Origin of the sequence: Paraburkholderia sp. RL18-101-BIB-B, assembly GCF_046026985.1 — a bacterium.
In the GTDB taxonomy this organism is placed as follows: Bacteria; Pseudomonadota; Gammaproteobacteria; order Burkholderiales; family Burkholderiaceae; genus Paraburkholderia.
The window spans coordinates 24,198-48,574 of sequence record NZ_JARESV010000031.1; the positions used below are offsets into that span (position 1 = coordinate 24,198).

Annotated in this window: 22 protein-coding genes and 1 pseudogene; 13 read left to right on the top strand and 10 right to left on the bottom strand. The window is 58.9% G+C overall.

Translation table 11 applies throughout. The features are described from left to right. Positions 1-193 precede the first annotated feature (193 nt). Together P0D73_RS31680 and P0D73_RS31685 are read left to right on the top strand one after the other, a co-directional pair. Positions 194-382 (top strand): hypothetical protein, encoded by a 189-nt coding sequence (locus tag P0D73_RS31680; RefSeq protein ID WP_408434470.1) that lies wholly within the window; start codon positions 194-196, stop codon positions 380-382. 483 nt (positions 383-865) lie between these two features. Then, positions 866-1,312, top strand: a complete 447-nt coding sequence (locus P0D73_RS31685; protein WP_408315638.1) for a VOC family protein — start codon at positions 866-868, stop codon at positions 1,310-1,312. An 82-nt stretch (positions 1,313-1,394) separates the two neighbouring features. Here P0D73_RS31685 and P0D73_RS31690 read toward each other — a convergent pair whose 3' ends face one another. Next, positions 1,395-1,613 carry a hypothetical protein gene (locus P0D73_RS31690; protein ID WP_132381156.1) on the bottom strand — a complete coding sequence of 73 codons (219 nt, stop codon included), beginning with the start codon at positions 1,611-1,613 and terminating at the stop codon, positions 1,395-1,397. Between the two features lie 571 nt (positions 1,614-2,184). On the opposite strand from P0D73_RS31690, the gene P0D73_RS31695 reads away from it, so the two are divergent. Next, a complete protein-coding gene (locus tag P0D73_RS31695; RefSeq protein WP_408315636.1) occupies positions 2,185-2,361 on the top strand; it encodes a hypothetical protein in 177 nt (58 codons plus the stop codon). 250 nt (positions 2,362-2,611) lie between these two features. On the opposite strand, the gene P0D73_RS31700 is transcribed toward P0D73_RS31695, so the two are convergent. The 3 genes from P0D73_RS31700 to phnA all read right to left on the bottom strand — a co-directional run bounded on the left by P0D73_RS31700 (position 2,612) and on the right by phnA (position 6,000). Continuing rightward, the gene (locus tag P0D73_RS31700; RefSeq protein ID WP_408434473.1) at positions 2,612-3,106 is read right to left on the bottom strand and encodes a LysR substrate-binding domain-containing protein; all 495 of its coding nucleotides are present in this window, start codon (positions 3,104-3,106) and stop codon (positions 2,612-2,614) included. 189 nt (positions 3,107-3,295) lie between these two features. Then, a complete protein-coding gene (phnY, locus tag P0D73_RS31705) occupies positions 3,296-4,750 on the bottom strand; it encodes a phosphonoacetaldehyde dehydrogenase (RefSeq protein ID WP_408315633.1) in 1,455 nt (484 codons plus the stop codon). 14 nt (positions 4,751-4,764) lie between these two features. Next, the gene (gene phnA, locus P0D73_RS31710) at positions 4,765-6,000 is read right to left on the bottom strand and encodes a phosphonoacetate hydrolase (protein ID WP_408315632.1); all 1,236 of its coding nucleotides are present in this window, start codon (positions 5,998-6,000) and stop codon (positions 4,765-4,767) included. Positions 6,001-6,227: 227 nt separating this feature from the next. Between phnA and P0D73_RS31715 the strand changes: the two genes are divergently transcribed. The 5 genes from P0D73_RS31715 to P0D73_RS31735 all read left to right on the top strand — a co-directional run bounded on the left by P0D73_RS31715 (position 6,228) and on the right by P0D73_RS31735 (position 12,869). Then, on the top strand, positions 6,228-7,283 hold the full coding sequence (locus P0D73_RS31715) for a putative 2-aminoethylphosphonate ABC transporter substrate-binding protein (protein ID WP_132381150.1): 1,056 nt from the start codon (positions 6,228-6,230) through the stop codon (positions 7,281-7,283). A 121-nt stretch (positions 7,284-7,404) separates the two neighbouring features. Then, the gene (locus P0D73_RS31720) at positions 7,405-8,496 is read left to right on the top strand and encodes a putative 2-aminoethylphosphonate ABC transporter ATP-binding protein (RefSeq protein ID WP_408179468.1); all 1,092 of its coding nucleotides are present in this window, start codon (positions 7,405-7,407) and stop codon (positions 8,494-8,496) included. Then, on the top strand, positions 8,493-10,220 hold the full coding sequence (locus P0D73_RS31725) for a putative 2-aminoethylphosphonate ABC transporter permease subunit (RefSeq protein ID WP_408315629.1): 1,728 nt from the start codon (positions 8,493-8,495) through the stop codon (positions 10,218-10,220). Before P0D73_RS31720 ends, P0D73_RS31725 begins: the two co-directional genes overlap by 4 nt. Before the next feature lie 35 nt (positions 10,221-10,255). Then, positions 10,256-11,386, top strand: coding sequence for a 2-aminoethylphosphonate--pyruvate transaminase (locus P0D73_RS31730; protein WP_408315628.1), 1,131 nt, complete (start codon positions 10,256-10,258; stop codon positions 11,384-11,386). A gap of 94 nt (positions 11,387-11,480) precedes the next feature. Then, positions 11,481-12,869 (top strand): FAD-dependent oxidoreductase, encoded by a 1,389-nt coding sequence (locus tag P0D73_RS31735; protein WP_408179465.1) that lies wholly within the window; start codon positions 11,481-11,483, stop codon positions 12,867-12,869. Between the two features lie 19 nt (positions 12,870-12,888). On the opposite strand, the gene P0D73_RS31740 is transcribed toward P0D73_RS31735, so the two are convergent. Further along, positions 12,889-13,602 carry a phosphonate utilization associated transcriptional regulator gene (locus P0D73_RS31740; protein WP_408315683.1) on the bottom strand — a complete coding sequence of 238 codons (714 nt, stop codon included), beginning with the start codon at positions 13,600-13,602 and terminating at the stop codon, positions 12,889-12,891. A 167-nt stretch (positions 13,603-13,769) separates the two neighbouring features. Then, a pseudogene (locus P0D73_RS31745) lies at positions 13,770-13,903 on the bottom strand (divalent metal cation transporter); the annotation flags it as partial. A 239-nt stretch (positions 13,904-14,142) separates the two neighbouring features. On the opposite strand from P0D73_RS31745, the gene P0D73_RS31750 reads away from it, so the two are divergent. Further along, a complete protein-coding gene (locus P0D73_RS31750) occupies positions 14,143-14,646 on the top strand; it encodes a hypothetical protein (protein WP_132381140.1) in 504 nt (167 codons plus the stop codon). Positions 14,647-15,002: 356 nt separating this feature from the next. After that, entirely contained in the window at positions 15,003-15,641 is a 639-nt protein-coding gene (locus tag P0D73_RS31755) for a dihydrofolate reductase family protein (protein WP_408315625.1), read from the top strand. A gap of 317 nt (positions 15,642-15,958) precedes the next feature. Here the strand turns inward: P0D73_RS31755 and P0D73_RS31760 are convergent, their stop codons facing one another. Beyond that, the gene (locus P0D73_RS31760) at positions 15,959-16,306 is read right to left on the bottom strand and encodes a BON domain-containing protein (protein ID WP_408315681.1); all 348 of its coding nucleotides are present in this window, start codon (positions 16,304-16,306) and stop codon (positions 15,959-15,961) included. 364 nt (positions 16,307-16,670) lie between these two features. On the opposite strand from P0D73_RS31760, the gene P0D73_RS31765 reads away from it, so the two are divergent. After that, complete coding sequence (locus P0D73_RS31765) at positions 16,671-16,973, top strand: VF_A0006 family four-cysteine protein (protein WP_408315623.1); 303 nt, start codon at positions 16,671-16,673, stop codon at positions 16,971-16,973. Positions 16,974-17,211: 238 nt separating this feature from the next. On the opposite strand, the gene P0D73_RS31770 is transcribed toward P0D73_RS31765, so the two are convergent. Together P0D73_RS31770 and P0D73_RS31775 are read right to left on the bottom strand one after the other, a co-directional pair. Further along, positions 17,212-17,463, bottom strand: coding sequence for a hypothetical protein (locus P0D73_RS31770; RefSeq protein ID WP_408315622.1), 252 nt, complete (start codon positions 17,461-17,463; stop codon positions 17,212-17,214). Between the two features lie 599 nt (positions 17,464-18,062). Then, positions 18,063-19,688: a DUF1254 domain-containing protein gene (locus P0D73_RS31775; protein WP_408434477.1), complete on the bottom strand. Its 1,626-nt coding sequence runs from the start codon at positions 19,686-19,688 to the stop codon at positions 18,063-18,065. 342 nt (positions 19,689-20,030) lie between these two features. On the opposite strand from P0D73_RS31775, the gene P0D73_RS31780 reads away from it, so the two are divergent. Then, on the top strand, positions 20,031-21,407 hold the full coding sequence (locus P0D73_RS31780) for a DUF1214 domain-containing protein (protein ID WP_408315618.1): 1,377 nt from the start codon (positions 20,031-20,033) through the stop codon (positions 21,405-21,407). Positions 21,408-21,959: 552 nt separating this feature from the next. Here P0D73_RS31780 and P0D73_RS31785 read toward each other — a convergent pair. Further along, entirely contained in the window at positions 21,960-23,114 is a 1,155-nt protein-coding gene (locus tag P0D73_RS31785; RefSeq protein ID WP_408315616.1) for a branched-chain amino acid ABC transporter substrate-binding protein, read from the bottom strand. A 296-nt stretch (positions 23,115-23,410) separates the two neighbouring features. Between P0D73_RS31785 and P0D73_RS31790 the strand changes: the two genes are divergently transcribed. After that, on the top strand, positions 23,411-24,355 hold the full coding sequence (locus tag P0D73_RS31790; RefSeq protein ID WP_408315614.1) for a LysR family transcriptional regulator: 945 nt from the start codon (positions 23,411-23,413) through the stop codon (positions 24,353-24,355). Positions 24,356-24,377: the final 22 nt, after the last annotated feature.

A 24,377-nucleotide genomic window follows, 5' to 3' on the forward strand; every position in this document is an offset into this window, starting at 1 on the left:
ACTTTTACTAATACGATGCGTTTTTATGCTGAATGATGGTCGCCGTTAAAAATTATTGGGGATTAAATGCGTTAAACGCACAAAGCCCAGTGCATTCAGCACGACGAGTACTGATTGAGACTTAGGGAAGAGGAATGCGACGGCGAAGGTTATGAGCAGAGACGCCTTATTCCGTTGACTTTGAAGATTCGAAATGAATGAAATCATCGAACGGCTGACAAGTCACGCGTCAGGGCGGCTCAGTGGCGTCCAGTTCTGCGTCTATGTGGCGAATCGACTTGTTCTCCCAAGCTTGCGGCTGGACGAGTTGCGAAAGTTCGCGTCGGGTGAAAATACGCTGGAAGGGCTAACCAAGGCATACATACACCGTAACTTTGAATAGCAATATGCTGTCGTCGAGACAAGCAGACGTGCATATGAATCGGAGATGGAGATTCGGTCTGGGGCCGCATTTGGCTTAAAGGCGATGCTAAATCCGGCGTGAGGCATGTCGTCATGGTTCGAGGGACAATGCACACGAAAGTGCGGACGATGGATTGATCATTTGCCTTCGTAATTAAAACGTGTAAAACGGTAAATCAAAACAAAGGTTATAAGGCATGGCTGCATATATCTTCACTTGGAATCCAAAAAGGCGGACTTGGGTAGACCAAGCGGATGGTATCTACCGTGTCAATAACAACGAGCCCTACGCTCAGTATTGGAGTTGTGGGAACTGTCGCAACATCGATATTGGCGACACGTTTCTGCTGATGATGCCTGGCGGTGAGCCGAAGGACACTCGCGTGGATACCCTAGGGCTTGAGCGGTAGCTCAGGTCTGCAGCGTTACGATCGGCGCTTGAGCCAGGCGCCAAGGAGACATCATGACGGTGAAGCGTATGGACAACGTCGGCATCGTGGTTGAAGACATCGATGCCGCAATTGAGTTTTTTGTTGAACTTGGCCTTGAGCTGGAGGGGCGCGCCCCAATCGAAGGAGACTGGGCAGATGGCGTCACTGGATTGCGCGGCATGCGCGTCGAAATTGCCATGATGCGTACGCCGGACGGTCACAGCCGGTTCGAGCTGTCCCGCTTCCTTGCGCCACCTGTGGTCGCCGATCACCGTCGCGCCCCGGTGAACGCCCTTGGTTACTTACGCGTCATGTTTACCGTGGAGGACATCGACGATACGCTCGCCCGTCTCGGTAAACGCGGCGCGGAACTCGTCGGCAAAGTGACCCGGTACGAAAACACGTATCGGCTCTGCTACATCCGGGGCCCCGAAGGAATCCTCATCGGGCTCGCTCAAGAGCTCGGGCATGGCGCCTAACCCTGGGGCGCGCATGCCATCACCTTGCGCTCAACCGCAATCGATATCAATCGACATGCGACCTGGACATCCCCGACGCTAATCACCGGGCCCCACTGGCGATAGCGGCGGCAAGGCAGTCTCGCTGCGACTGCAGACGTGACCAGGCGGTCAAAAGCGCGTCGAGGGACGCGAGCTCCTTCTCACGAGATCCCAGACGCTGAAGCAGCGAGATGTACTCTCGTCGCACTGCAATCACGCCTTCAAGCGCCACCAGGGCTTGCTCAACTTCGCGGAGTTGCCGTCGCAACTCATCGGTCATTTCAATCCTCCCGACGGACGAACGCATCCTCTTCGTACTGGACACGCTCCACCGACTCCAGTGCGCCTGACTCTCGTTGCTGATGCCAAAGGCTGCGGATAATCCGGCGAGCTTCCCTGATTCCCATTAGCACTCTCTTAAGGGCGTAGTGGATTGACGCGAACTCCCTTGGCGCAACGTGATCGTACGGGTGCGGTTTCGCTTGAGGCGTTCCCTCGCGTCCAAAGTGGACTCGCCAAAGCACTGTGTAAACGTACAGTATCGCGAGTTGCGCGTAAAGGCCTAGACTTACCATTCCGACACAAACGCGGAGCGCGCCATGGTCAGCAAGACCGTCCGCCGGACATTTTCCGGTCTGACTTCGACGTTTTCGCCAGCTCCGAAAGGCAAGCAAGGGGTCGCATATACCGTGAGATCGGCCCAGCAACGCGCCGACGAAGCCTGGAGACGCGCGACGCACGGAGTCCACAGTTCCCCAGTCAGTAAAGATCCGAAGGCGTGATTTTCGGAAACCAGAAGCAAGACCGAGCCTGCCGTCCGAATTAGCTGTGATCGAAGCCGGAGACGAACTATGACTGCGCCGCAAAAACTTGACGGTGTGACGCTGAAGCCCCACGCCAAGGCTCCACGCAAGCTGATCGAAGTCCCCGACCCCGAGGCGCGCCCCGACCTTCTGGAAGCCGTTCGCCGAGTCGTGACGGAGAATCGGGAAGCTGCGGAGCGACGACCCGAGAATAATTCGATCTAGTGTGGTAGCCGTGGCACCTGTGATTTGAACTACGAGACATAGCCGCTCGGCTCGGGTTGGAAAAACCATCGAATCCGTTGCCGACGGATACGGCGTAGGGAATCGCTCCATGCCGATGATTCAAGCTGCGAACGCGGGAATCATTGGCGGTGCATCGATGTCATTGCGGAGGACAGCATCAGTCCCGCTGTCTCGCTTGCCAACGAAAACTGCGGCGTCACGAATTCGCGGAAGTACGCCTTGAGCGCGCTCAAGGCGATCCCTTCGCGCGAGCAGATGGATGCGCTGATCGCATCGCCGCGCGCTGCAAGCATGCGACAATCCAGGCGCGGATCGGCGGCCCGACCTTGATCGCCACCATGTCGCGCTCGACCAGATCACCGAAACGGATCCCAGCGTCAAATCCTCGACCGACGATATCTACGAGTGAGTTCTCGATACAGACATCGAGCGGTATCTCCGGGTATCGATCCAGAAACCGCCGCAAAACAGGCTGAAGCACGATCATATGCCCGGCGCGCGCTACGTTGATGCGTAGCAGCCCGGCAGGGCGATCGGCGACGGCGCCCAGTTCCTCCGAGTCCAGCGCGAGTTCGCGCACTGCGGGCAGTATCCGTTGAAAGTAGTTCTCGCCTGCTTCGGTCAGGCTGAGCCCGCGAGTGTTCCGATTGAAGAGGGCATGTCGGTACTCTTTTATGCCATTGTCGCGCAACCGGTCGTCGTGATAGGTGTCGATGGGACGCAATTTTAGCAGTCGATCCCCGGCGAGGCTTGATGCCTGCGCAACGAACGGGTCTGTCGCGCAGGCCTTTGCCGTGTCTCAGTCTGCGTAAGCCTCCAAAATCAATTAATGTCCCTGCCCGCAGCGACCGATATTCGTGGTCCGCAGCGCGCAGAGACAGTTCGTCACGAGAGACGCATTAGCGTTTCGCACTCACCATGGCAAGGAGTAGGTCTTCGTATTGGTAAAACTCTTCATCGCCTCCTGCACGCCTTCCTTGTAGCCGAGCCCCGAATCCTTTACGCCGCCGAACGGGGTGAGTTCAAGCCGGTAACCCGGCACTTCGCGCACGTTCACACTCCCCACCTCCAATTCGGTGATGAACCGCGTAATGTAATCGAAGCGGTTCGTGCAGACCGACGACGACAGCGCGTAGTCGGTGCAGTTGGACATGCGGATCGCTTCGTCGATATTGGAAAAACGCATGATCGGCGACACGGGGCCGAATGTCTCGTGTTTGACGAGTGGCATATCGGGCGTGACACGATCGACGACGGTCGGTGAATAGAGCGCGCCATCGCGACGATTGCCCGCGAGCAGTCGGGCGCCGCGCGACAACGCGTCGTTGACCTGGCGTTCGCAGAACTGCGCGGCAGCCTCGTCGATGACCGTTCCCATGTCCACCGAACTATCCGCCGGATTGCCATATCTCCACGCGCGAGTTTTGTCCACGACGAGGTCGGTGAAGCGATCGGCGACCGACTCGTGGACCAGCATGCGCTTGATTGCCGTGCAGCGTTGGCCCGAATTCTTATAAGAGCCCGACACGGCGAGTGAACTGGCTTCGTCGAGATCGGCGTCCTCCATCACAATGATCGGATCATTTCCGCCGAGTTCGAGCACCGCGCGACGGTAGCCCATGCGCGAGGCGATCGATTTGCCGATCGAGACACCGCCGGTAAAGGTAATGAGATCGATCGCGGGGTTTGTGATCAACTCGTCGGCGATGACGCGAGGGTCGCCCGTCAACACCTGGAGCATCTGCACGGGCAAACCGGCTTCATAGAGAATGTCGGCAAGCAGATAGCAGGACAGCGGCACTTTCTCCGATGGTTTGACCACGATGCGATTGTTCGTCGCAATCGACGGCACGATCTTGTGCGCGACCTGATTCATCGGGTGGTTGAACGGCGTAATCGCGGAGATCACACCGAGCAGCGGGTCCCTTTGCGTGTAGACACGCCGCTTCTTTCCGTGAGGTGTGAGGTCGCAAGAAAAAATCTGACCATCGTCTTTCAGCACCTCGCCGGCGCCGAAAACCAGCACGTCGGCCACGCGGCCGGCCTCATACGTCGAATCCTTCCAGCACAGGCCGGCTTCCGCGGTGATGACGGCGGCGATCTCTTCCGTGCGCGCGCGCACTGCATCGGCTGCGCGCCTAAGGATCGCGGCGCGCTCATAACGGGTCAGCGCGGGGCGATAGGCGCGAGCGAATTCGAACGCATGACGCACGTCCTCTAGCGTGGCTTTTGGCACTGTGCCGACAAGCGTGCCGTCGTATGGGTTGCGCACTTCGATCACTTCGTCGCGAAAGATTTTTTCGCCGCCGATGCGCAGCGCTTCATGACGCACCTGCAATTGAGTTTTCGTTTCCGCAATGGCGTTCATTTCCGTTTCCCCGGTCATTGAAGGTGATTGAGTGCGATGTCGATTATGTCGAAGTTGCGCAGCCGTGCGCGCTGGGCGACCGACTTCGCGACCGGCTGGTTGAACAGAAGCGGCACGATCTGTTCGGCAAGGCCGCCATGCGAACGCAGCGGCACGTCGAGGCCGGACAGATCGTGTTTGATGCGCCGCGTGCCGAGCACCACATCGCGCGTCGAGATCACGATGAGATCGCCCATGCGCGCGGGAGGTAGCTCGAAACGTGCGCAGCCTTCGGCGCCCGTCAGCACCAGTTCGATGCCGGGCTCTGCTGCAAGCCGTCGGCGCATCTCTTCGATTTCGGCTGAAGGGGGCAGGTAGACGGTCGCGAACGATCCAAGCGCGCCGTGATGCACGACGTACGGGTCGGTGATCGGCAGGATCACGCGGGCGGCGTCGTTGCCGAGCCACTCGTCAAAGCGTTCCTGAAGATAGATCACGTTGGGCTCGCCGTCTTCGTTGTGCTTCGCGTTCATGCCGTGATCGGCCGTGATTGCGACAATCGCCCCCAGCTCGTCGAGCCGTCGCAGATAGCCGTCCATCATCTGATAGAACGCGTTCGCACCGGGCGTACCCGGCGCGCATTTGTGCTGGACGTAGTCGGTGGTCGACAGATACATCAGGTCGATTGCGCGGGTTTCGAGCAGACGCACACCGGCCGCGAAGACGAATTCCGACAGCTCGGCGCTATACACGCTCGGCACCGGCTTGCCGACCAACTCCAGCAGATTGTCGATGCCGTTTTCCTCGATCGTCGCTTCGTCGGCTTTCTCCGCCGAGAAGCACACGCCCGCGAGATCCTTACCAAGCAGGCGGCGCAGTTTGTCTTTTGCGGTCACCACCGCGACGTGTGCACCCTTTTCGGCGAAACCGGCCAGCACGGTCGGAGCGACGAGGTACTTCGGGTCGTTCATCAACACCTCCGTGCCGCTGTCGCGATCGAAAAAGTAGTTGCCGCTAATGCCATGCACAGCGGGCGGCACGCCGGTCACGATCGACAGATTGTTCGGGTTCGTGAAGCTCGGCACGACACACTCACCCTTGAGCGCAGTGCCGGAATCCAGCAGTTTGCCGAGAAACGGCGCAACGCCCGCCGCTGCCGCCATCTCCAGATATTCATATGCGCAGCCGTCCACACAGACCACGACGACGGGTCGATGCATCCAGTTGTAGCTGCGGCCGTTCACTTCGATGGAAACCGGTGTTTCGCTCATGACGTGTCCTCTGGGCTAGGGTAAGTCGGGTGTTGTGAGTGAGGCGTTATGTGGCAAAGTGTGGCAATACTTGACATTAAAATTGATGCTTTGTAGATTGTCAACAACAGACAACATTCTCGAGTCCACAAAAAGTAGTCGTCACGAAGCTCGCAATAGGCAGTAGTCCCGCAGCACCGGTCGTTTTCGTCGCTGGCCGCGACGCCACTTTCTCAAGGGGTCTGGAAATGAAGGAAAAGCAGGGGTTGAACGGTTGCAGCAATCGTCTGAACGTGGCGCTGCGTTGGCTCGTTGCCGCCGCCGTCACGCTCGGCGCGGTTCAGTTCGCGCATGCGAAAACACAGTTGCTCGTTTATACGGCGCTCGAGGACGAGGCCATGAAGCCGTATAAGGACGCTTTCGAAAAAGCCAATCCAGATATCGAAATCCGCTGGGTGCGCGATTCGACCGGCGCTGTCACCGCCAAGCTGCTCGCCGAAAAGAGCAATCCGCGCGCCGACGTGGTGCTCGGACTCGCGGCATCCAGTCTCACGCTGCTCGATCTGCAGGGAATGCTGATGCCGTACGCGCCGAAGGGCTTCGACAGCCTGACGCGCAAATACAGCGACGCCAACACGCCGCCGCACTGGGTGGGCATGGACGTCTGGGGCGCGACAGTCTGCTACAACCGCGTCGAAGCGGAAAAGCGCCACCTGCCTAAGCCGACTTCGTGGGAAGACCTGACTAAGCCCGTCTACAAAGGGATGATCGTGATGCCGAGCCCGGTGTCGTCCGGCACGGGTTATCTGGACGTGACGTCATGGCTGCAAACGTTCGGCGACGACAAAGGCTGGAAGTACATGGACGCGCTGGACAAAAACGTCGCGCAATACGTCCACTCGGGATCGAAGCCCTGCACGCTGGCGGGCACCGGCGAGTTTCCGATCGGTATCTCGTTCGAATTCCGTGGACACGAATTGCAGGCCCAGGGCGCGCCGATCGACCTGATCTTCCCGAAGGAAGGGCTCGGCTGGGATATGGAAGCGACCGGCATCATGAAGACCACCAAGCAGCCGGACGCGGCCAAAAAGCTCGCGGACTTCATGGCCAGCAAGGAAGCCAATGAAATTACCGCGCAATGGTGGGCGATCGTTGCCTACCCCGGTGTCGCGAAGAAGCTCTCCGGCATACCTGAAAACTATTCGGAACTTCTGGTGAAGAACGATTTCACGTGGTCGGCGAAGAACCGCGACGCGATTCTCGGCGACTGGCAGAAGCGCTACGGCAGCAAGGAGCAGAAGTGAGGGCGGATTCAGCCGGGTCTTGACGAATGCCGGGCGCGCCGCGCGCGCGTCCCAATCGATACGGTGAAGCAGCGCTCGGCGGTGCATCGCCGCCATGCAGGCAGGGCAAGCGGAGGAGCATATGACAGCGTATTTGAGCGTGCAGAGCGTTTACAAGCGGTTCAACGACACGCCGGTTCTGGAGGACATCAATCTTGGCGTGAAGAAGGGCGAAATGCTCTGCTTCCTCGGGCCGTCGGGATGTGGCAAGACCACTTTGCTGCGCATTATCGCCGGACTGGAAACGCAGAGCGCCGGCCAGATCATGCAGGACGGCCGCGATATTTCGCGGCTCCCGCCGCAGCTTCGCGACTATGGCATCGTCTTTCAGTCGTATGCGCTGTTCCCGAACCTGACCATCTTCGACAACGTGGCCTATGGTCTCGTGAATCGCAAGATGAAGCGCGCGGCGATCGCCGATCGGGTGAACGAGCTGCTCGCGCTGGTGGGCTTGCCCGATGTGCAGCGCAAACATCCGAACCAGCTATCGGGTGGCCAGCAGCAGCGTATCGCGTTGGCGCGCGCGCTGGCCACGTCGCCGGGATTGCTTCTGCTCGACGAGCCGCTCTCGGCGCTGGATGCGCGCGTGCGTGTGCGGTTGCGTCAGGAAATCCGCCAGTTACAGCAGCGGCTCGGCGTGACCACGATCATGGTCACGCACGACCAGGAAGAAGCGCTTTCCATGGCCGATCGGATCGTGGTGATGAATCATGGCGTGATCGAGCAGATCGGCACGCCACACGAAATCTATCGCGAACCGGCGTCGCCGTTCGTTGCCGACTTCATTGGCAAGGTCAACCTGATTCCCGCCGAGGTGACGCTCGACGGCAGTCTTAAAGCCGGCTCCGTCGCGCTGCGCTACGGGTGCGGAACGGAGCGAGCACTGCTCGGTTCGAAGGTCTCAGCTTTCGTGCGCCCTGAGGACATTCATATCAGCGCACCGGGCAGCGCAGCGGACAATCTGCTACCGGCCTCCGTGGAGAAGCTGGAATTTCTCGGCGCGTTCTGCCGGGTCAGCTTCAAGGTGGACGGACTAGGCGGGCAGGAGATCGTCGCTGATCTGTCGTTTCATGAAATGCATCGCACGAGTCTGCGGGCAGGCGCGCGCTTCAATCTGGCCATCAACCGCGAACACGTATGCGTGTTTTCCGCCGCGAAGGAGCGACTTCAATGAGTGCCGTTCTGATAGAGCGTCGCAGCGGCGACGAAAGTCACGCCGAGGTACGCCAGAAAAGCCATTGGCATGACCGTGTCGCGCAGTTGGCGCTCGTACTGATGTCCGCGTTCCTCGGCGTGTTTCTGCTATTGCCGCTTGCTCTGGTCGTCGGCAAATGTTTCGTCGATGCGGACGGTCACTTTGTTGGAATGGCCAATTTCACGGGCTATCTGGTGGATTCAGGCGTATGGAAATCGACCTTGCATTCGGTCACGGTCGCATGCCTGGTGACGGCAATCGTGATTCCCATGGCTTTCACGTTTGCGTACGCGCTAACCCGTTCATGCATGCCGATGAAGAACGCCGTCCGCACGATTGCGCTACTGCCGCTGCTCGCGCCGACGTTGCTCTCCGCAGTGTCGTTCATCTACTGGTTCGGCAACTCGGGCATTCTGAAACCGTTGCTGCAAGGCCATTCCATCTACGGGCTGCCGGGGATCGTCTGCAGTCTGGTCTATGCCGCATTTCCTCATGTGCTGATGATTCTCGTGACGGCACTGTCGCTATCCGATGGCCGTCTCTATGAGGCCGCGGACGCGATGGGCACACGCCGCGCGCGCAAGTTCTTCACGATTACGTTGCCGGGTGCGAAGTACGGGTTGATCAGCGCGACGATGGTGTCATTCACGATCTGCATCAACGACTTCGGCGTGCCGGTCGTCATCGGCGGACCCTATTCGGTGCTCTCCACCGACATCTACAAGCTCATCATCGGCTTGCAGGACTTCAACCGAAGCGCGGTGGTCAGCCTGCTTCTGCTCTGTCCGGCGCTGGTTGCGTTCGCCGTCGACTTCTTCATTCGGCGCAAGCAGCAATCGCAACTCGGTGCGCGCTCTACGCCGTATCAGCCGAAACCCGCGCGTGGATTCGACATGGCGATGCTCGGCTACTGCGGCGTTGTGTGCGGTTTGCTGCTGGCGGTGGTCGGTATTTCGGTGTTCGCCTCGTTCGTGAAGTTCTGGCCGTATCAGATGAGCCTCGGCTTGCAGCACTACAAGATGGGGCTGATCGGCGCGGGGATTTTCGATGCGTACAAGAACAGCCTGAAAATGGCCGCTTGCGTTGCGATTGGCGGCACCGTCATCGTGTTCGGCGGCGCGTATCTCGTCGAGAAGACGCGTGGGCCGCGCTGGTTGCGTGGCTTTATCAATCTGTGCGCGATTCTGCCGATGGGCGTGCCGGGGCTCGTGCTGGGTATCAGCTACATCTTTCTGTTCAACTCGCCCGCCAATCCTTTGAACGGCCTGTACGGCACGCTCGCGTTGCTCGCTATCGTCACGGTTGTGCACTACTACTCGTCGAGTCACCTGACGGCGGTCACTGCGCTTCGTCAGATCGACAACGAGTTCGAGGCGGTCTCGGCATCCTTGAAAGTGCCTTTCTACAAGACGTTTTTGCGCGTCACCGTGCCGGTCTGCCTGCCATCGATCCTGCAGATCGCGCGCTATCTGTTCGTCAACGGTATGACGACGGTGTCGGCGGTCGCGTTCCTTTATTCACCGGACACGCAACCGGCCTCGGTTGCCATTCTCAATCTCGACGACGCTGGACAGATCGGACCGGCCGCGGCGATGGCCACGCTGGTCCTCGTGACGGCGGCATTCGCGTGCCTGCTGTTTGCCGGCGTGTCGCATGGCGTGTTGCGTAGAACCCAGGCATGGCGCACATCCCGCCGCGCCTGAAACAAATCTTCTATCAGAATCTACAAGGAGCCACCGTGAATCTGCCGTCCGCACCCATTCTGCTTACACCCGGTCCTCTCACGACTTCCGAGCGCACGCGTCAGGCAATGCTGCGTGACTGGGGATCGTGGGACGGCGACTTCAATCAGATCACCGCCCGTATCCGCCAGCAGACGCTGCGTATCGTGCATGGCGAAGACACGCATGAATGCGTACCGTTGCAAGGTAGCGGCACTTTCTCCGTCGAAGCCGCGATCGGCACGCTGGTCCCGCGTGACGGTCTCGTGTTAGTGCCGAACAACGGCGCGTATTGCCAGCGCATTGCGAAGATTTGCCGGGCGCTCGGTCGTCGTCACCAGACCATCGACTATCCTGAAGACACGCAGGTCAAAGCGATCGACGTCGATTGCGCGCTGGCGGCCGATCCGGGCATCACGCACGTCGCGCTCGTGCATTGCGAAACAGGCGCGGGGGTGCTCAATCCGCTTCACGAGATCGCCGAGGTTGTCGAGAAGCATGGACGCAGTCTGATCATCGACGCGATGAGTTCTTTCGGCGCAATCGACATCGACGCGCGCCGAACCCCGTTCGACGCCGTCGTGGCCGCTTCCGGAAAATGTCTGGAGGGCGTGCCCGGCATGGGATTCGTGATCATTCGCCGCAGCGTCCTGGAGCGCTGCGAGGGCAATAGCCCTTCGCTCGCGATGGATCTATATGACCAGTGGGTCTACATGAACCGCACGACACAATGGCGTTTTACGCCGCCCACGCACGTCGTGGCGGCACTCGATCAGGCCATTGCGCAATACGTGGAAGAGGGCGGCCTCGAAGCGCGTGGTGGCCGCTATGCAAGCAATTGCCGGGCGCTCATCGAAGGTATGGCCGAACTCGGTTTTCGGACCTTTCTCGATCCGTCGATCCAGGCGCCGATCATCGTCACGTTTCATGCTCCCGACGATCCTAATTACGACTTCAAGACGTTCTACACGGAAGTGAAAAAGCGTGGCTACATTCTTTACCCGGGCAAGCTGACGCAGCTGGAAACATTCCGCGTCGGCTGTATTGGACATTTCGGCGAGTCCGGCATTCCGGGCGCGGTCGCGGCGATTGCCGACACGCTGAAAGCGATGGGAATCACGCGGGTGTCCGCGAAAGCGTTGGCCTGAACGAGCCGACGCGGAGGCTTCATTGCGCGTGAAACGCGAAGAAGCCTCCGACTTCGTGCCCGGAGTCAAACCGTTGTATCAATGTGAGCCATTTATGCGTCCCTTCTGGATTGAACAAGCACTCTTTGCCGATGGTTCATTGGCGCCCGCATTGCAAGGCGCCACGACTGCCGACGTTTGCATTGTCGGCGGCGGCTTCACCGGTTTGTGGACTGCCATCCAGGCCAAGCAGAAAAAACCCGATCTCGACATCGTGATCATCGAGAGCGATCTGTGTGGCGCGGGCGCAAGCGGCCGCAACGGCGGCTGTCTGCTCACGTGGTCGACTAAGTTCTTCACGCTGCGTCGTCTGTTCGGCGAAGCAGAAGCGATCCGTCTCGTGAAAGCGTCCGAAGCGGCTGTCGGGCGGATTCGCGACTTCTGTGGCGAGCATGCGATCGACGCCGAACTTCGGCTCGACGGCACGCTCTACACGGCGACTTCACGCGCGCAAATCGGCTTGCTCGATCCGGTCATAGCCGCGTTGAAGGAGCATGGCATCAACTCGTACCAACATCTCTCACCGGACGAAGTGGCGAGCCGGTCCGGATCCGCGCGCAATCTCGGCGGCGTGTATTCGCCGGTCGCCGCAACGGTTCATCCGGGCAAGCTCGTGCGCGGACTGCGCCGTGTCGCAATGGCAATGGGTATTCGCATTTATGAACGCACGCCCATGCTCGACTTTGCCGCGGGTGACCGTGTGACCGTACGCACGCCGGCCGGCAGCGTGACTGCGCCGAAACTGGTGCTCGCGATCAATGCGTGGATGGCGAGCCGCTTCCGCCAGTTCGAACGCACGCTGGCAGTCGTCTCCAGCGACATGATTGTCACCGAGAAATGCCCCGAACTGCTGCATCGAATGGGCTTGAAGGATGGCGTGTCGGTGCTCGATTCGCGGATCTTCGTCTACTACTATCGCAGCACGCCGGACGGTCGACTGATGCTGGGCAAGGGCGGCAATACGTTTGCCTGGCGCGGCCGGATCGCGCCGGTGTTCGATCAACGCTCGCCTTATGAAACCGATCTGACGCGCGGTCTGCACGATTTTTTCCCGGCGCTGCGTGACGTGCCGGTGACGGCGAGTTGGAACGGGCCGTCGGATCGGTCGGTCACCGGCTTTCCATTTTTTGGGCGTCTGGAGAATGCGCCAAACGTGCTCTACGGCTTCGGCTATTCCGGCAACGGAGTGGGACCGACTTATATGGGCGGCCAGATTTTGTCGTCGCTGGTGCTCGAACTCGACAATGAGTGGACGCGCAGTCCGTTGACAAACGGTCCTCTGGGCTATTTCCCGCCCGAACCGATTCGCTTCGTGGGCTCGATTACCGTGCGCGACGCCATTCGGCGCAAAGAGCGCGCGGAAGACGAAGACCGTCAGCCGTGGCTTGTCGATCGCTTACTCAGCAAGCTGGCCAACGCGGCCGGCAAGTCGGATAAAGCGTAGCGCAGCCGTTCAGTCTGTTTCAACTTTTGGCTGCCCCGCCCACGGATGCGGCCCACCGTTCGTGGGCACGCCGCATTCTGGCGAGGCCGTGGGCAACGTGTTCGCGCACGAGGGCGACCGCGCGCTCGGCGTCGCCTTTTGCGAGCGCGTTGACGATCTTCTCGTGTTCCGCGACCGACGTAGCCAGCGCGCTTTTTTCCGATTCGATGGCGGCCTGACGCAGCAGACCCAATTGGCGGACGAGATGCCGGTACGTTTCGATCAGATGCTGGTTGCCGACACCCGACACCATCGCGTCATGCAACTGGACATTCAATGTCGTGTACAAGGTGAGGTCGTGATCTTTCTTGGCCGCCTTCATCGAAGCAATGATGCGTTTGAGCGTTGCAAGCGTTTCGGGTGTCATCCGTTCGGCCAACGAGCGGGCAACCGACTCGTCCAACATCGCGCGGACCTGGTAGATTTCTTCCGCCTCGCGCAGCGACAGCGCGCGCACCGTGACACCGCGGTTCTTTTCGGTTTTTAGCAAGCCCGCCTGTTCCAGCGCACGAAACGCTTCGCGCAATGGTCCGCGAGACACGTTTAGCCGGGCGGAAACTTCGACTTCGTTTAATTTCTCCCCCGGGGCGAATTCGCCAGAGACGATGCCGCGTTCGAGTGTTTCCTGGACAAGCGTGGCAAGGGAGTGCCGCTGCAGCAAGTCAATCGCGCTGGATGGAGTTGGCGTGGTCATTGATGAGCGGTTGGCAACGGTGAATGGAGGGGCATATATCGAGTCTCCTGAACATAGCGTGGCAAGTTGTTTATTGTCAACAACCATCGGACGACAATTTTCTACTGATGCGTTTATCTTCGAAGATGTCGGCGTGACGGCCTGCAAGGGAGCTGCGCCGCGGCTTGCTCGCGGCATAGTTCGGCGAGATTGCGCCCTGTCACGAGACCGAGTTTGGCCGACACCGACCGGACCAGCATCGCCAGGACGTTGGTGCGGTCGCCACCCACAGCAGCGCGTAGCCGTAGTCGGCACCCGCCTGGTTTGATCCCAGACTGGCACGGCAGATGACTCTGGTGCGCATCGGGCGCACGCGAGGAAAGGCCCGAGACCTGTGCCAGGCGCTGGCGCCCCGGCACGATAATTTGCCAAGCGCGGGTTTGGCCCCATTGCCAGGGCCATCCGGTCCGCTTCTACAATCAGCCGTCGTCGCCGCGACTTTCAGGAATGTATGGAACACGGCACGAATCACCCACTTGCAATTCAAGGGAGCCAAAAGAAATGAAGTTCCTTTTGCGGTTCTTTACGATCGTCCATGGGCTGATGGCTGCTCTCTTCGCCTGCGCGGCGCTGATGTTGATTGCGATTGCTGCTCGCATCGGTTCGACTGCATTTGCGAGTCAATGGGACCAGGCAAGCGCGCAATCCGTCATTGAAGCTGTGGGGCTGCTGGCTGGGGCCGTTGTCGCTTTGCAGATCGCCGAGACCATCGTAGAGGAAGAGGTCATACGGGAGGCTGACGTGAGCGCGCCGACGCGGGTACGACGTTTCATGTCGCGATTCTTAGTGGTTGTCGTCGTCGCGCTTGCCATCGAAGGGCTCGTGGCAACGTTCAAAGCGCTGCACCAGGATCCATCGCAGCTTCGGTATGCGGCCGGGCTGCTTGCTTCGACAGCCTTGCTTCTTGCCTCATGGGGGCTGTTCGTCCACCTGAATCGGTCCGCGGAAGAGTTAGAGCCGGAGGCCATGGAGGACGCGAAACGCGAAGACAAGAAAGTGCAATAGGCCAGTGCGGGATCTGCTGCCCGAATGCCCGCCGTGACACGAAGCGCCTGATTCGTACGGAAAAGCTTCTGTCACGGTGAGGCTGGTTTGTCGGGCGACCGCAATGGGGTCGGTAGACAGTGTGGCAGCAACCGGGCCACCAGGCGGCTTTCAGTCAATCGCTCCAGAGCGGATATAGGGATGATTTGCAGACCATTCTCCGATATGTTGCTTTATGCATTTCATTTAGTGGACTTGGCAGAAGTCAAAAATCGCGCAGCGATCTAATCCAATTCAATATATCTCTAGTTCTAGCTGCCGAGTTAGCCGGCAGTCGTCGAAGTTAGGCCGACATCCGAACATGCGAGAGGAGAATCATGAGCAGAGTATTCGTCAACATTGGACTTAGCCTCGATGGCTACATGGCACCGGAAGGAATGACCATGGAGAATTGGGACACGCCTGAGTACAAGAGCTGGGGTGCCAAGTGGGGTGCCCTGATGGCGTGGATCCTCAATCAACAGTACTTCCGCGAGAACCTCAAGCTCGGACCAGGGGGAGAGACCGGCCCGGTCAATGACCTGCTTCGCAGCACCACGGAGCGCATCGGTGCCAACATTATGGGCAAGCGAATGTTCGACCAAGGCGAGCGCGCCTGGCCAGAGGAGGCTCCGTTTCACACACCGGTATACGTTCTTACCCATGAGAAACGCGAACCCTGGGTGCGCCCGGGTGAGACGACCTTCTACTTCATCAATGACGGGCCGGAGCGTGCTCTTGAGCTGGCTCGGGGATCCGCAGGCAGTCGTGATATTCGTATCGCTGGAGGAGCCGATGTGATCCAGCAGTACCTGACCATGGGTGTTGTTGACGAGCTGGAAATCGCCTTGTCACCCGTGTTGTTCGGCGGTGGGCGGCGTCTCTTCGAGAACCTACGCGAGCCCGGGCCGCAGTTTCGCATCGACAAGGTTCTTGATGGCCCAGCTGCCACACACTTGCGCTATGTGCGTCAGTGAGGGGGGCCTGACAATCGGTTGCAGCGGGCGGTCCGCTGCGCGGCCCGCGGCTGAACCGGAGCGTTGGATGTCTGCTTCCCAATTGTTGAATTGTCCGCTGTGGGCCGATCACGGTCGGCCCTGATGCCGGTGACTGTGATGGCGCGGGGGAATGGTCGTCAACGCGCAGATGCAGTAAGCCGAAGGCGGGACTGCCGATCACGCGCAATTCGGGTATCGATACCTCGCTCGCGAATTCTGTTAATTGTGAAGCAGCCCCCGCTTCGACACGCTCTTCTGCGGCACTCGTTCGTCATCTGTGTTCCGGCGAATGCGCGTCATTTCGGCCTGAGGTGCAGATCGTTGCTCACGGATTGGACCCCCGGCACGCCGCGCGTCACGGCAAGCGCCTTCTGAATCTGTACCTCTGAATCCACGTATCCTGACAACTGCACGACGCCTCGATACGTCGCGACGCTCATCGGCAACGATCTCAGCCCCGGGTCCGCGACGAGCGCCTGCTTCACCCGGGCGGCGAGCGCAGCGTCGTCAGTGGCGATCTCCCCCGGCGCGGTCACGGCAGGCGTCGTCGTCGTCGACTTGCAGCCGTTGATGAACACGAACGCGGGCAACGCGAACGCCGCGACGATCAGCAACCGGCTCTTGGTGTATCGACCGTTTCGCATGTCGGTTATGACATCCCGATTCGTGCACAACGGGCGTCGTTCGGGTTGGCTTGGCAGGTAGACATGTGCGCCCTCCTTGAGTCCACCATGATAGTGCAGAGTGGTGAACTTTGACCGCGCCGACTTGTCCAAGTCTGTTCATGCTCCGAGGTGAGTTTGTTGTTCAGTTCGGCCGGCTCCGGCCGGTCGGCCTTGTCGCATGAATTGTCGACAATCGCACAATGCTTGTCCGATGAAGCGATGACGGTGACACAGCATTTCAATAGTGAGAGCGACATTCGCGTCGTCTAAATTGCACCCTTCGCATCGAAAAATGCGACATGGTACGATTGGCCGCCGTCATCCCTGCGTCTTGCCCACAATCATGCGCAACCTCGCCTATCTGCTTCTCTCGATCACGCTCGCCTCGCCGCTCTCGGCGCTGGCGCTGGGCACCGAAAATCCAGACTACGATCAATGCATCCTGCAATCGCTGGCGAACAGCCAAAGCAACATTGCGGCAAACGTGATCAGACGCTCGTGCGAAGCGCTCTACAGAAACGGCGCGCTGCTCTTGCCGCGCGAAAAGTCGTATCACGTGTGTGTTTTGCAGAATATGCAGAACGTGAGAGCCGCATATGCGGTTAACCAGATCCTGCGAGCATGCCAGCGCCAGAATCAGATGTGAGTTATGTCAGCCGGGATGGACAGCGCCAGACGGGGAAGGGACCCGCGAGAGGATTTTGAACGATCGCTATCGGCGGAATCGAAGGTCTGGTGAGGGTCGGCTTTTGCCGATGACGCCGCCACAACCAACTGCAGGGCACCCAACCCCACCAGACGTAGCCGCAGGGCCCCTAATGCCACGGAAGCTGGCGGTTGTGGCCGCCTCCGCAGTCACCGGCTCAGTTGCCGCGAAGCGACTTTTATCCGTGCCCTGTCACGAATTTTTTCGTCGCGTGATAGCCGTGCCTTGTTGCATCGGCAACGGCATGACCGGCCTTCTTCGTACCGTGGCCGACCGCGTGCGCGGCATCGCGCGCAGCGTGGCCGCTCTTCTTTCCTGCCGTCTTGACATCGTTCTTGAACTCGTGAGCGCCTGTAGCCAGGCTCGCATACGCCAGCGGGCTAAGCAGGGTCAACGCAAACAGAATGATCGAAATTTTCGTCTTCTTCATTACTTTAGTTTTCCCACATAAGTTTGGTACGCACGATAGTCAGCCGGACTGCTTGAGAACGCCGCTCCCGTACAGGATGGCCGCGCCCCGCCCGCTCGTCAGCAGACGCCCGCCATGGATAGCGAGAAACCGTTCATGCTCACACCCGGGCCTGTAATTACCGGCAGCGTCTGAGTGCCCGCGCCCTTGGGGGCGACCTACCGCTCACGGCCCGCCCCGGTCCTTTGCATCTCCCGAAAACGGCCATTGGAAAGGCGCCTCAGGCCGATTCTATCGAGTCGCGTGGTCTCGTAGCCGGTAGATTATCAATGCGCCCTGCATATTCTCGCGCACCGCGACACACCAAATGCGCAAACCGCGCAATTTGTCATAATTTACGGCACTCACAGGCTCAAAGGATCGGTATGCCAGGGCACTGTACTTTTGCACTCAACGGCCAGAAGCTCTCGACGCTCGTAGGCAGCGGATTCGGGGCAGTAGTGATGCCGTATGGGCTGCGCTGACGCTAGTGTTCGATCTATTTGGCGTCATCGGTTCTGAGGGCGAAGAAAGCGCATTGCGCGGCGCGTTACTCGTTATGATCTTCGTTTTAGCGACAATCATTGTCCGGCTAGCGGCAGTGCTGATTCGACATCGGAGAGAGCAACAGGCGGAGCGATAACTGATCGCGCGTCCAAGGCGGCCATGAGCAGACAGTCAACCTTCGCGACCGGAAGCGGACGTTCAACAAGTTCACGAGGCGCCGACGCGCCCCGTGAACCTCGCTTCGCGCGTACCACCGGTGGCGGCGTCCACGATCCATCCAGTATGGCGGCCTTGGGCCAGTAGGCGCGGATGTACAGCGAGAACACGTCCTTCGGCGCAGGAACCCAGTTCGATTCCTTGTCTTCGCCAGGCGAGTCGTTCTGGAAATAGAGCGTGAGCGAGCCGTCGTCGTTGTACTTCAGTGATTTGCTCTTCGTGCCGAGCGAAAAGCGGTTCAATCTGTTCGCCTCGAACAGATGCTCCTTGTTATAGACCGTCAATGACCAGAATCCGTTTACCGGAGGCAACTGTCCCTTCGGAAATGTCACCGTGTAGCGATTCGCCCCCGCCAGGCGTTGTCCGCTCGCGTCAAAGTCCGTATAGATATAGCGGGTTTCCTGCGGCGCGTTGTCGTACATATTCGACTTTGCCGATGCCGTGCGCGACAGGTAGTCGGTACCCCAGCGCGCCCCGTTGGGCGGAGACGTCCAGCCGTTGCCTACCGGCCGGCCGTTGTTGCGAAATTCGAAGAGCGGGCTGATCAGATCGGCCTCCGAGGCCGCCGCCGTCTCGTTCAACATTGCCTTGATTTGCGGGTCTTTTGCCGCAGCGTCCAGCACAGACTGGATCGTCGCGTAGAGCGCTTGCTCGCCGGGCCGAGGCGGTACCATCTTCATGACCAGAGGAAGCTCGTCGAAGAACTTGTCCGGGATGACCCACTTCACTTCGCCCTTGCCGTCGGTAGCCGGCGGCGGGAAAGAGGGGGTGCTCTTCCAGTTTTTGATCTTCATCTTCCCGGTGTATTCGCTTAATGGATACACCATGACCTGACTTAACAGAGGTTGAATTGCTGCTTTGTCTTCGGGTGTGTCGTCCTGAAAAACCCGGGGAAATATGGCCACGAGATTGGTGGGTGCACGGTGAACCGCGACAATCCCTTTCGGGACATTCCCTTTCCATTCGGGGCCAACCAGTAAATGGAGCCCGGGCTTTGTTCTGTATTGCGTGCCGATTTCGCCGAATGAATCAGTTCTCGCGTCGGAGAGCTGATAGGTATAAAAGCGTTTGCCGAAATCCGGAACCTGGATAATGACGGGGGTTTTGTCGAGTTCCATAAATCCCGCGCCATACACCGTATCCTGATTGGGACACGTGACAAAATTCTCGGCCGAATCAATGTAATCAGTCAGCATGGAAACCTGGTTGTGCGGCGAACCGGGAATCACACCGCCTATCCGGCCGGGTTCCGGCAGGTCTTTCACGGCAAGCGAGCGGTTGTAGTTATTCACCAGCGCCCAGCCCCAGAGATAGGCGAACCGGCCAACCGTAGCGACATACTCTTTGGTCATCACCGTGCCGGTGGGCGTCCCAAGGATTTCGGACGCGGACTGCGCAACAGAGGGCGGCGCTGCAGCCGCCACACACATCGTTGAAACGCCCACACCCACACCTAAGCCCACGATCATATGCCTCAGATTCACATTGACTCCTCGTTGAGAATGTTGGAACGCCAGGCCAGGCGTCGTCATGTCCGCAGCTAACGGCAAGCCGCCCTTCGGATTACGGGGACTCGTAGCATTGCCGGATCAGCACTGAAGCTCGATGGGCACCCCTTATCACCGTTGCGTTATCCATCATGAAAGCAGTGCAAAGAACACTGTCGTTCAATTAACACCGATCCCGCCCGCAGCTTGATGTTTTTGCGAATTTAGCTGAGTCGCATAGTGTGATCTGGATATCGGCACTCACTGCCGTGACACTCTATCAAGATTTTCTTAATCAATGTAAGCTTTCCGTCATCCATCCAGAAGAGGACTAGTTCAATGCTAAGCACTACCAATGCGACGAGATTGACGTTCTCCGTAATTGCAGCAGGTTTGATTGGCATGGGCGTGGCGGCCTGCAGTTCGCCGGGTAGAAGTCAGGCACCGGCCGCAAGCACGACTGCGAATGCGAGCGCCCCGACTGATGAACAGATCGTGGCCGCATGGAATTATCTGTATGGGCGCTATCTGGTGTTGCAGCAGGAGAATTACGACATCAACGTCGAGAAGGCGGGTTACAACAAAATTAAATACAATCCGCTTGGCTCGGCCCAGTTTGTCAATCCGAATCTCGACGTGGCTTATCTGGAAGCCTGGCTGGCGGCCGATCCGGATCACGCAGTCATCCTGAACGTGCCCAAAGTGACGGGCCGCTACTACACGGCGCAGTTGCTAGACGGGTGGGGCGAAGTCATTACCAACATCAATGAGCGCACATATCCCGATCATCCGTATGGCAAGTTTGCGCTCGTGATCAAGGGTACCAATCCGCCGGTGCCGCCTGACGCGGTCAAGATCGAATTGCCGTCGGCGAAGGCCAAATTGCTGGCGCGAGTGGAACTCAAAGGCTCGCCAAAAACGGCCGTGAAGTTGCAACATCAGTTCACTGTCGTTGCGTCGCCGGACGCAAAGATCGACGCGCCTTTTCCCGTGCCGTCCTTCACGCCGGCCGCGCCCATTGGAGCCGAGATCTTCGATCACGTGAGCGAAGCACTGGCCACGTATCCTGACGCCATGCCGAAGGCCGCCGCATTTCAGGCGTCGGCAATCAACGTCGCTAACTATGCGAAGAGCAGTGACGCGGCACGCAAGCGGGTGAACGAGGTCGTCAAGGCAAAGGCGGTTCCGGGCTTCTTACAGCATGCCAAAGGATTTGGGACGCAGAAGGGCGGCTGGTCGGTCACTTATGTCGCGGGCAAGTTCGGCAATGATTACGTGGCACGTGACATCGTCAACTACGGTGGCCTGTGGGCCAATGTCATCAGTGAAGCAATCTACTTTGTCGGCCTAAACGATAGCGATAACCATCCCCTCGACGGTAGCAAGACCTACGAGATCCGTTTTCCGAAGGGTGAAAGGCCGGATGCACATGTCAATGGATTCTGGTCCATCACGTTGTATAGCGTGCCGGATTATCGCGTGGTGTCCAACGCGCTGCATCGGTATAACCTGAACAATGTATCGCATCTGAAGGCAAATTCGGATGGAAGCACGAGTATCTGGCTCGCACCCGTTCGACCGAAAAATGTGCCGCAAGGCAACTGGCTGCCTACGCCGGATGGCAAGGGATTCTCATTGAACTTCCGTACTTATGTGCCGAAAGACGAGGTCCAGCAAGGTCAGTGGTTTCCGGCACCGATCGTGAACGTGAAATAACGACGCAACGTGCAATCGCGGTTCAGTTTGTCGAGGTGCGACTTCGATAGACTGAACCGGATGTCTCTGTCGTTTGCCAGGCGGGGGTCACTGCTGCAAGCCGGAATGACACGGGGGTCGGCTCGTAGGGATTTCGGCGCCGGAAGCGGCCGCGAGCGTCCAGTGCATGAGGCGGCACCGGGGCCAGTTACGGATGTTCGAGTGTCACCTGCAACTCAGACAATGGCCGTTCTCGTGTCGCTTGTATGAGTCGGATCGTCATCCGGGACTGCCTTCGGTTGTGCGCTCGCATTCGCCCTTCGCCGTCTGCCCGCCGTTTCTTGCCGGGCAGCGCTGTGCCGCCGTTGCGAGGTCGAGGCATTATCTGGCGAAAGCGAGCACCGTGAATACGCCTCGAGCAACCGCTAACAGTCGTCTGGAAAATCCCTGATGATCCTTGCGTTACGAGCGACATTGGACGAACTGATGATCGACTCGTATTCCCGCGGTCCTTCAACCCATACCAAGGAAATCGGTGAAACGCGGCTTCAGTTTGCAGCCACTAGGCCGCAATCACATCCGAACGACATCCATCACGGTTTTCTTTCGGTCCTTGAACTGATAGATCGTGATCGCGGCGTCGCGGAGGTCGCCATGCGGGTCGAACGCGATGCGTCCAATTACGCCTTCATAGCTGGTGGAGGGCATCGCCGCTAGAATTTTTGCCCGCTCGGCCGAATTCGCGCGCTTCATGGCGTCGTAGATCACGTAGACGGCGTCGTAGGTAAATGGCGCATAGGCATCTATCGTCGTCCCGAAACGTGCCACATAGCGTTTGTCGAATTCCTGACCCTTGGGCATCTTCGACAAGGCGAGGCCAGCTTCAGAACACGTCACGTTGCCGATCGCACTACCGGCGAGCTGGATCATGCTGTCCGTACACGCGCCGTCGCCTCCAAGTACTTTTGCAGCAATGCCCAGGTTCGCGGCCTGCTTCACTAGCGGGCCGGCAGTCGCATCGGAGCCGCCGTACATGATTGCGTCCGGCTTCATTCCTTTGATTTTCGTGAGAATCGCACGGAAATCGACAGCTTTGTCGTTGGTCGATTCGTGCGTCACGATCGTCGCGCCTCGCGCCTTTGCGGCTTTCTCGAAGGCATCGGCAAGACCCTGACCGTACGCGGTGGAATCGTCGACGATGGCAATCCGCTTGGCGTGCATCGAATCGATCGCGTAGTGGGCCAGCGCCGGTCCCTGCAATGTGTCCGTTGCGACGACACGGAAGGTCGTCTTGAAGCCTTGCAACGTGTAGGCGGGATTGGTCGAGCCCTGTGAAATCTGAACGAGACTGGCCTCGCTATAGATCTTCGACGCGGGAATCGACACGCCAGAATTAATATCGCCAACCACAGCTACCACGCCGTCGTCGACGAGCTTTTGCGCGACCTGCGTGCCGGTGCGCGGATCGGCGGCGTCGTCCTGGGCGTCGAGTTGTAAACGGACCGGCTTGCCGCCAATGACCGGATGCTGGCTGTTGATCTCGTCGATGGCGAGTCGCGCGGCGTTTTCGCTATCCTTGCCCATATGAGCGAGTTGCCCGGTCAACGGAGCGGCATGGCCGATAAGAACCACGACAGGTTCCGCGGCGAAGCTGCCGCCGCTGGTCAGCAGCAGCGTCACGGCGGTGACCTTCAGTGTCAGGTTGAATTTGTCGAAAGAGAGTGACATGACGCGGCTCCGTTTTTTCAGTGAAGCCAGTATTCGAACGCCAAATTCTTCCGTCCAACGATTTTTTCTATTGACCGGCAATAGATAAAACTTGATGGTCTGCGGGATTACCCGTGATTGACCTCAGCGATTGAGCGGGAACGGTCACAACGAAAAGTTGACGCAGGCGGCCAGTTTTTATTGTCACGCGAGCGATTTTGCAGCGCTAAACTCCGTTGGCGCGCTCAGGAAGTTCGGTTGATGCCGCGTGGTATGTCGAATGTGTCGGTAGGTCCGGTAACTACACTGAGTATCTGATGAACGTTCGCTTTCTGGAAACCTTTGTATGGCTCGCCAAGCTCCGCAATTTTCGTTTGACCGCGGAACGCTTGCACGCGACCCAAGCCGCAATCTCCAGTCGGATATCCGCGCTCGAGCAGGAATTCGGCGTGCGTCTATTCGATCGGGGCCCGCGCGACGTCAAGCTGACGCAGGAAGGCACCAAAGCGCTGGTCTTTGCCGAGCAGATTCTCAAACTCACTAACGACATGCTCGCGAGCGTGAGCGACCGCTCGGACGTGAGCGGGTTGTTACGGGTCGGCGTGATCGAATCAGTCGTGCACACATGGCTACCCGAGTTGCTGCGCAGAGTGCGCGATGAATACCCGAACCTGACGATCGAACTGACCTGCGACACCTCGACGAACCTTTCCGTGCAACTGGTCAATGGGAATGTGGATATCGCCTTCCTGAGCACGGCGGTCGCCGGAGCCGACTCGGAAAATGTTTCGCTCGGCGCATTGCCCATGCGATGGGTGGCGAGTCCGTCGCTGAATCTGTCGGCGGAAGCGCTATCGGAAGTCGAACTGGCGAGCTTTCCGATCGTGAGTTTTGCTCGCCATTCGTCGCCACATGTGTTCGTTGCAGGGTTGTTCGCAGCCGCTGGCGAACCGCGCGTGCAGATCAATTGCGTGTCGTCGGTCGCGGCGATCATCCGGCTTGTGCTCGACGGCTTCGGTATCGCGGTTCTGCCGACAGCTTTCGTGACGCGAGAACTGGAGTCGGGTCATCTGCAACTGCTGAAAGTGACGCATCGAGTCCCGGAACTTCCGCTCTTCGCATCCTTCCGCCGAAGTCCCGATAGTTTGCTATGCGAGTCGATCACGCATCTTGCGTTGAAAGTCATGCGGGAGTTTAGCCTCGAGTACGGGCCGGATATAGCGCTCTTTCCAGATACCGACGAAGCGCTGTCGCGTCAATAAGCGCCGCAGTGGGCGTCTTTTC

Excerpts from the sequence above, each read along its gene's own strand:
- P0D73_RS31735 (WP_408179465.1), top strand. The coding sequence starts at position 11,481 with ATGCGTCCCTTCTGGATTGAACAAGCACTCTTTGCCGATGGTTCATTG.
- P0D73_RS31765 (WP_408315623.1), top strand. The coding sequence starts at position 16,671 with ATGCGCAACCTCGCCTATCTGCTTCTCTCGATCACGCTCGCCTCGCCG.
- P0D73_RS31780 (WP_408315618.1), top strand. The coding sequence starts at position 20,031 with ATGCTAAGCACTACCAATGCGACGAGATTGACGTTCTCCGTAATTGCA.
- P0D73_RS31685 (WP_408315638.1), top strand. The coding sequence starts at position 866 with ATGACGGTGAAGCGTATGGACAACGTCGGCATCGTGGTTGAAGACATC.
- P0D73_RS31790 (WP_408315614.1), top strand. The coding sequence starts at position 23,411 with ATGAACGTTCGCTTTCTGGAAACCTTTGTATGGCTCGCCAAGCTCCGC.
- phnY (WP_408315633.1), bottom strand. The coding sequence starts at position 4,750 with ATGAACGCCATTGCGGAAACGAAAACTCAATTGCAGGTGCGTCATGAA.
- P0D73_RS31770 (WP_408315622.1), bottom strand. The coding sequence starts at position 17,463 with ATGAAGAAGACGAAAATTTCGATCATTCTGTTTGCGTTGACCCTGCTT.
- P0D73_RS31715 (WP_132381150.1), top strand. The coding sequence starts at position 6,228 with ATGAAGGAAAAGCAGGGGTTGAACGGTTGCAGCAATCGTCTGAACGTG.
- P0D73_RS31740 (WP_408315683.1), bottom strand. The coding sequence starts at position 13,602 with ATGACCACGCCAACTCCATCCAGCGCGATTGACTTGCTGCAGCGGCAC.
- P0D73_RS31680 (WP_408434470.1), top strand. The coding sequence starts at position 194 with ATGAATGAAATCATCGAACGGCTGACAAGTCACGCGTCAGGGCGGCTC.
- P0D73_RS31695 (WP_408315636.1), top strand. The coding sequence starts at position 2,185 with ATGACTGCGCCGCAAAAACTTGACGGTGTGACGCTGAAGCCCCACGCC.
- P0D73_RS31785 (WP_408315616.1), bottom strand. The coding sequence starts at position 23,114 with ATGTCACTCTCTTTCGACAAATTCAACCTGACACTGAAGGTCACCGCC.
- P0D73_RS31725 (WP_408315629.1), top strand. The coding sequence starts at position 8,493 with ATGAGTGCCGTTCTGATAGAGCGTCGCAGCGGCGACGAAAGTCACGCC.
- phnA (WP_408315632.1), bottom strand. The coding sequence starts at position 6,000 with ATGAGCGAAACACCGGTTTCCATCGAAGTGAACGGCCGCAGCTACAAC.
- P0D73_RS31720 (WP_408179468.1), top strand. The coding sequence starts at position 7,405 with ATGACAGCGTATTTGAGCGTGCAGAGCGTTTACAAGCGGTTCAACGAC.
- P0D73_RS31750 (WP_132381140.1), top strand. The coding sequence starts at position 14,143 with ATGAAGTTCCTTTTGCGGTTCTTTACGATCGTCCATGGGCTGATGGCT.
- P0D73_RS31760 (WP_408315681.1), bottom strand. The coding sequence starts at position 16,306 with ATGCGAAACGGTCGATACACCAAGAGCCGGTTGCTGATCGTCGCGGCG.
- P0D73_RS31755 (WP_408315625.1), top strand. The coding sequence starts at position 15,003 with ATGAGCAGAGTATTCGTCAACATTGGACTTAGCCTCGATGGCTACATG.
- P0D73_RS31690 (WP_132381156.1), bottom strand. The coding sequence starts at position 1,613 with ATGACCGATGAGTTGCGACGGCAACTCCGCGAAGTTGAGCAAGCCCTG.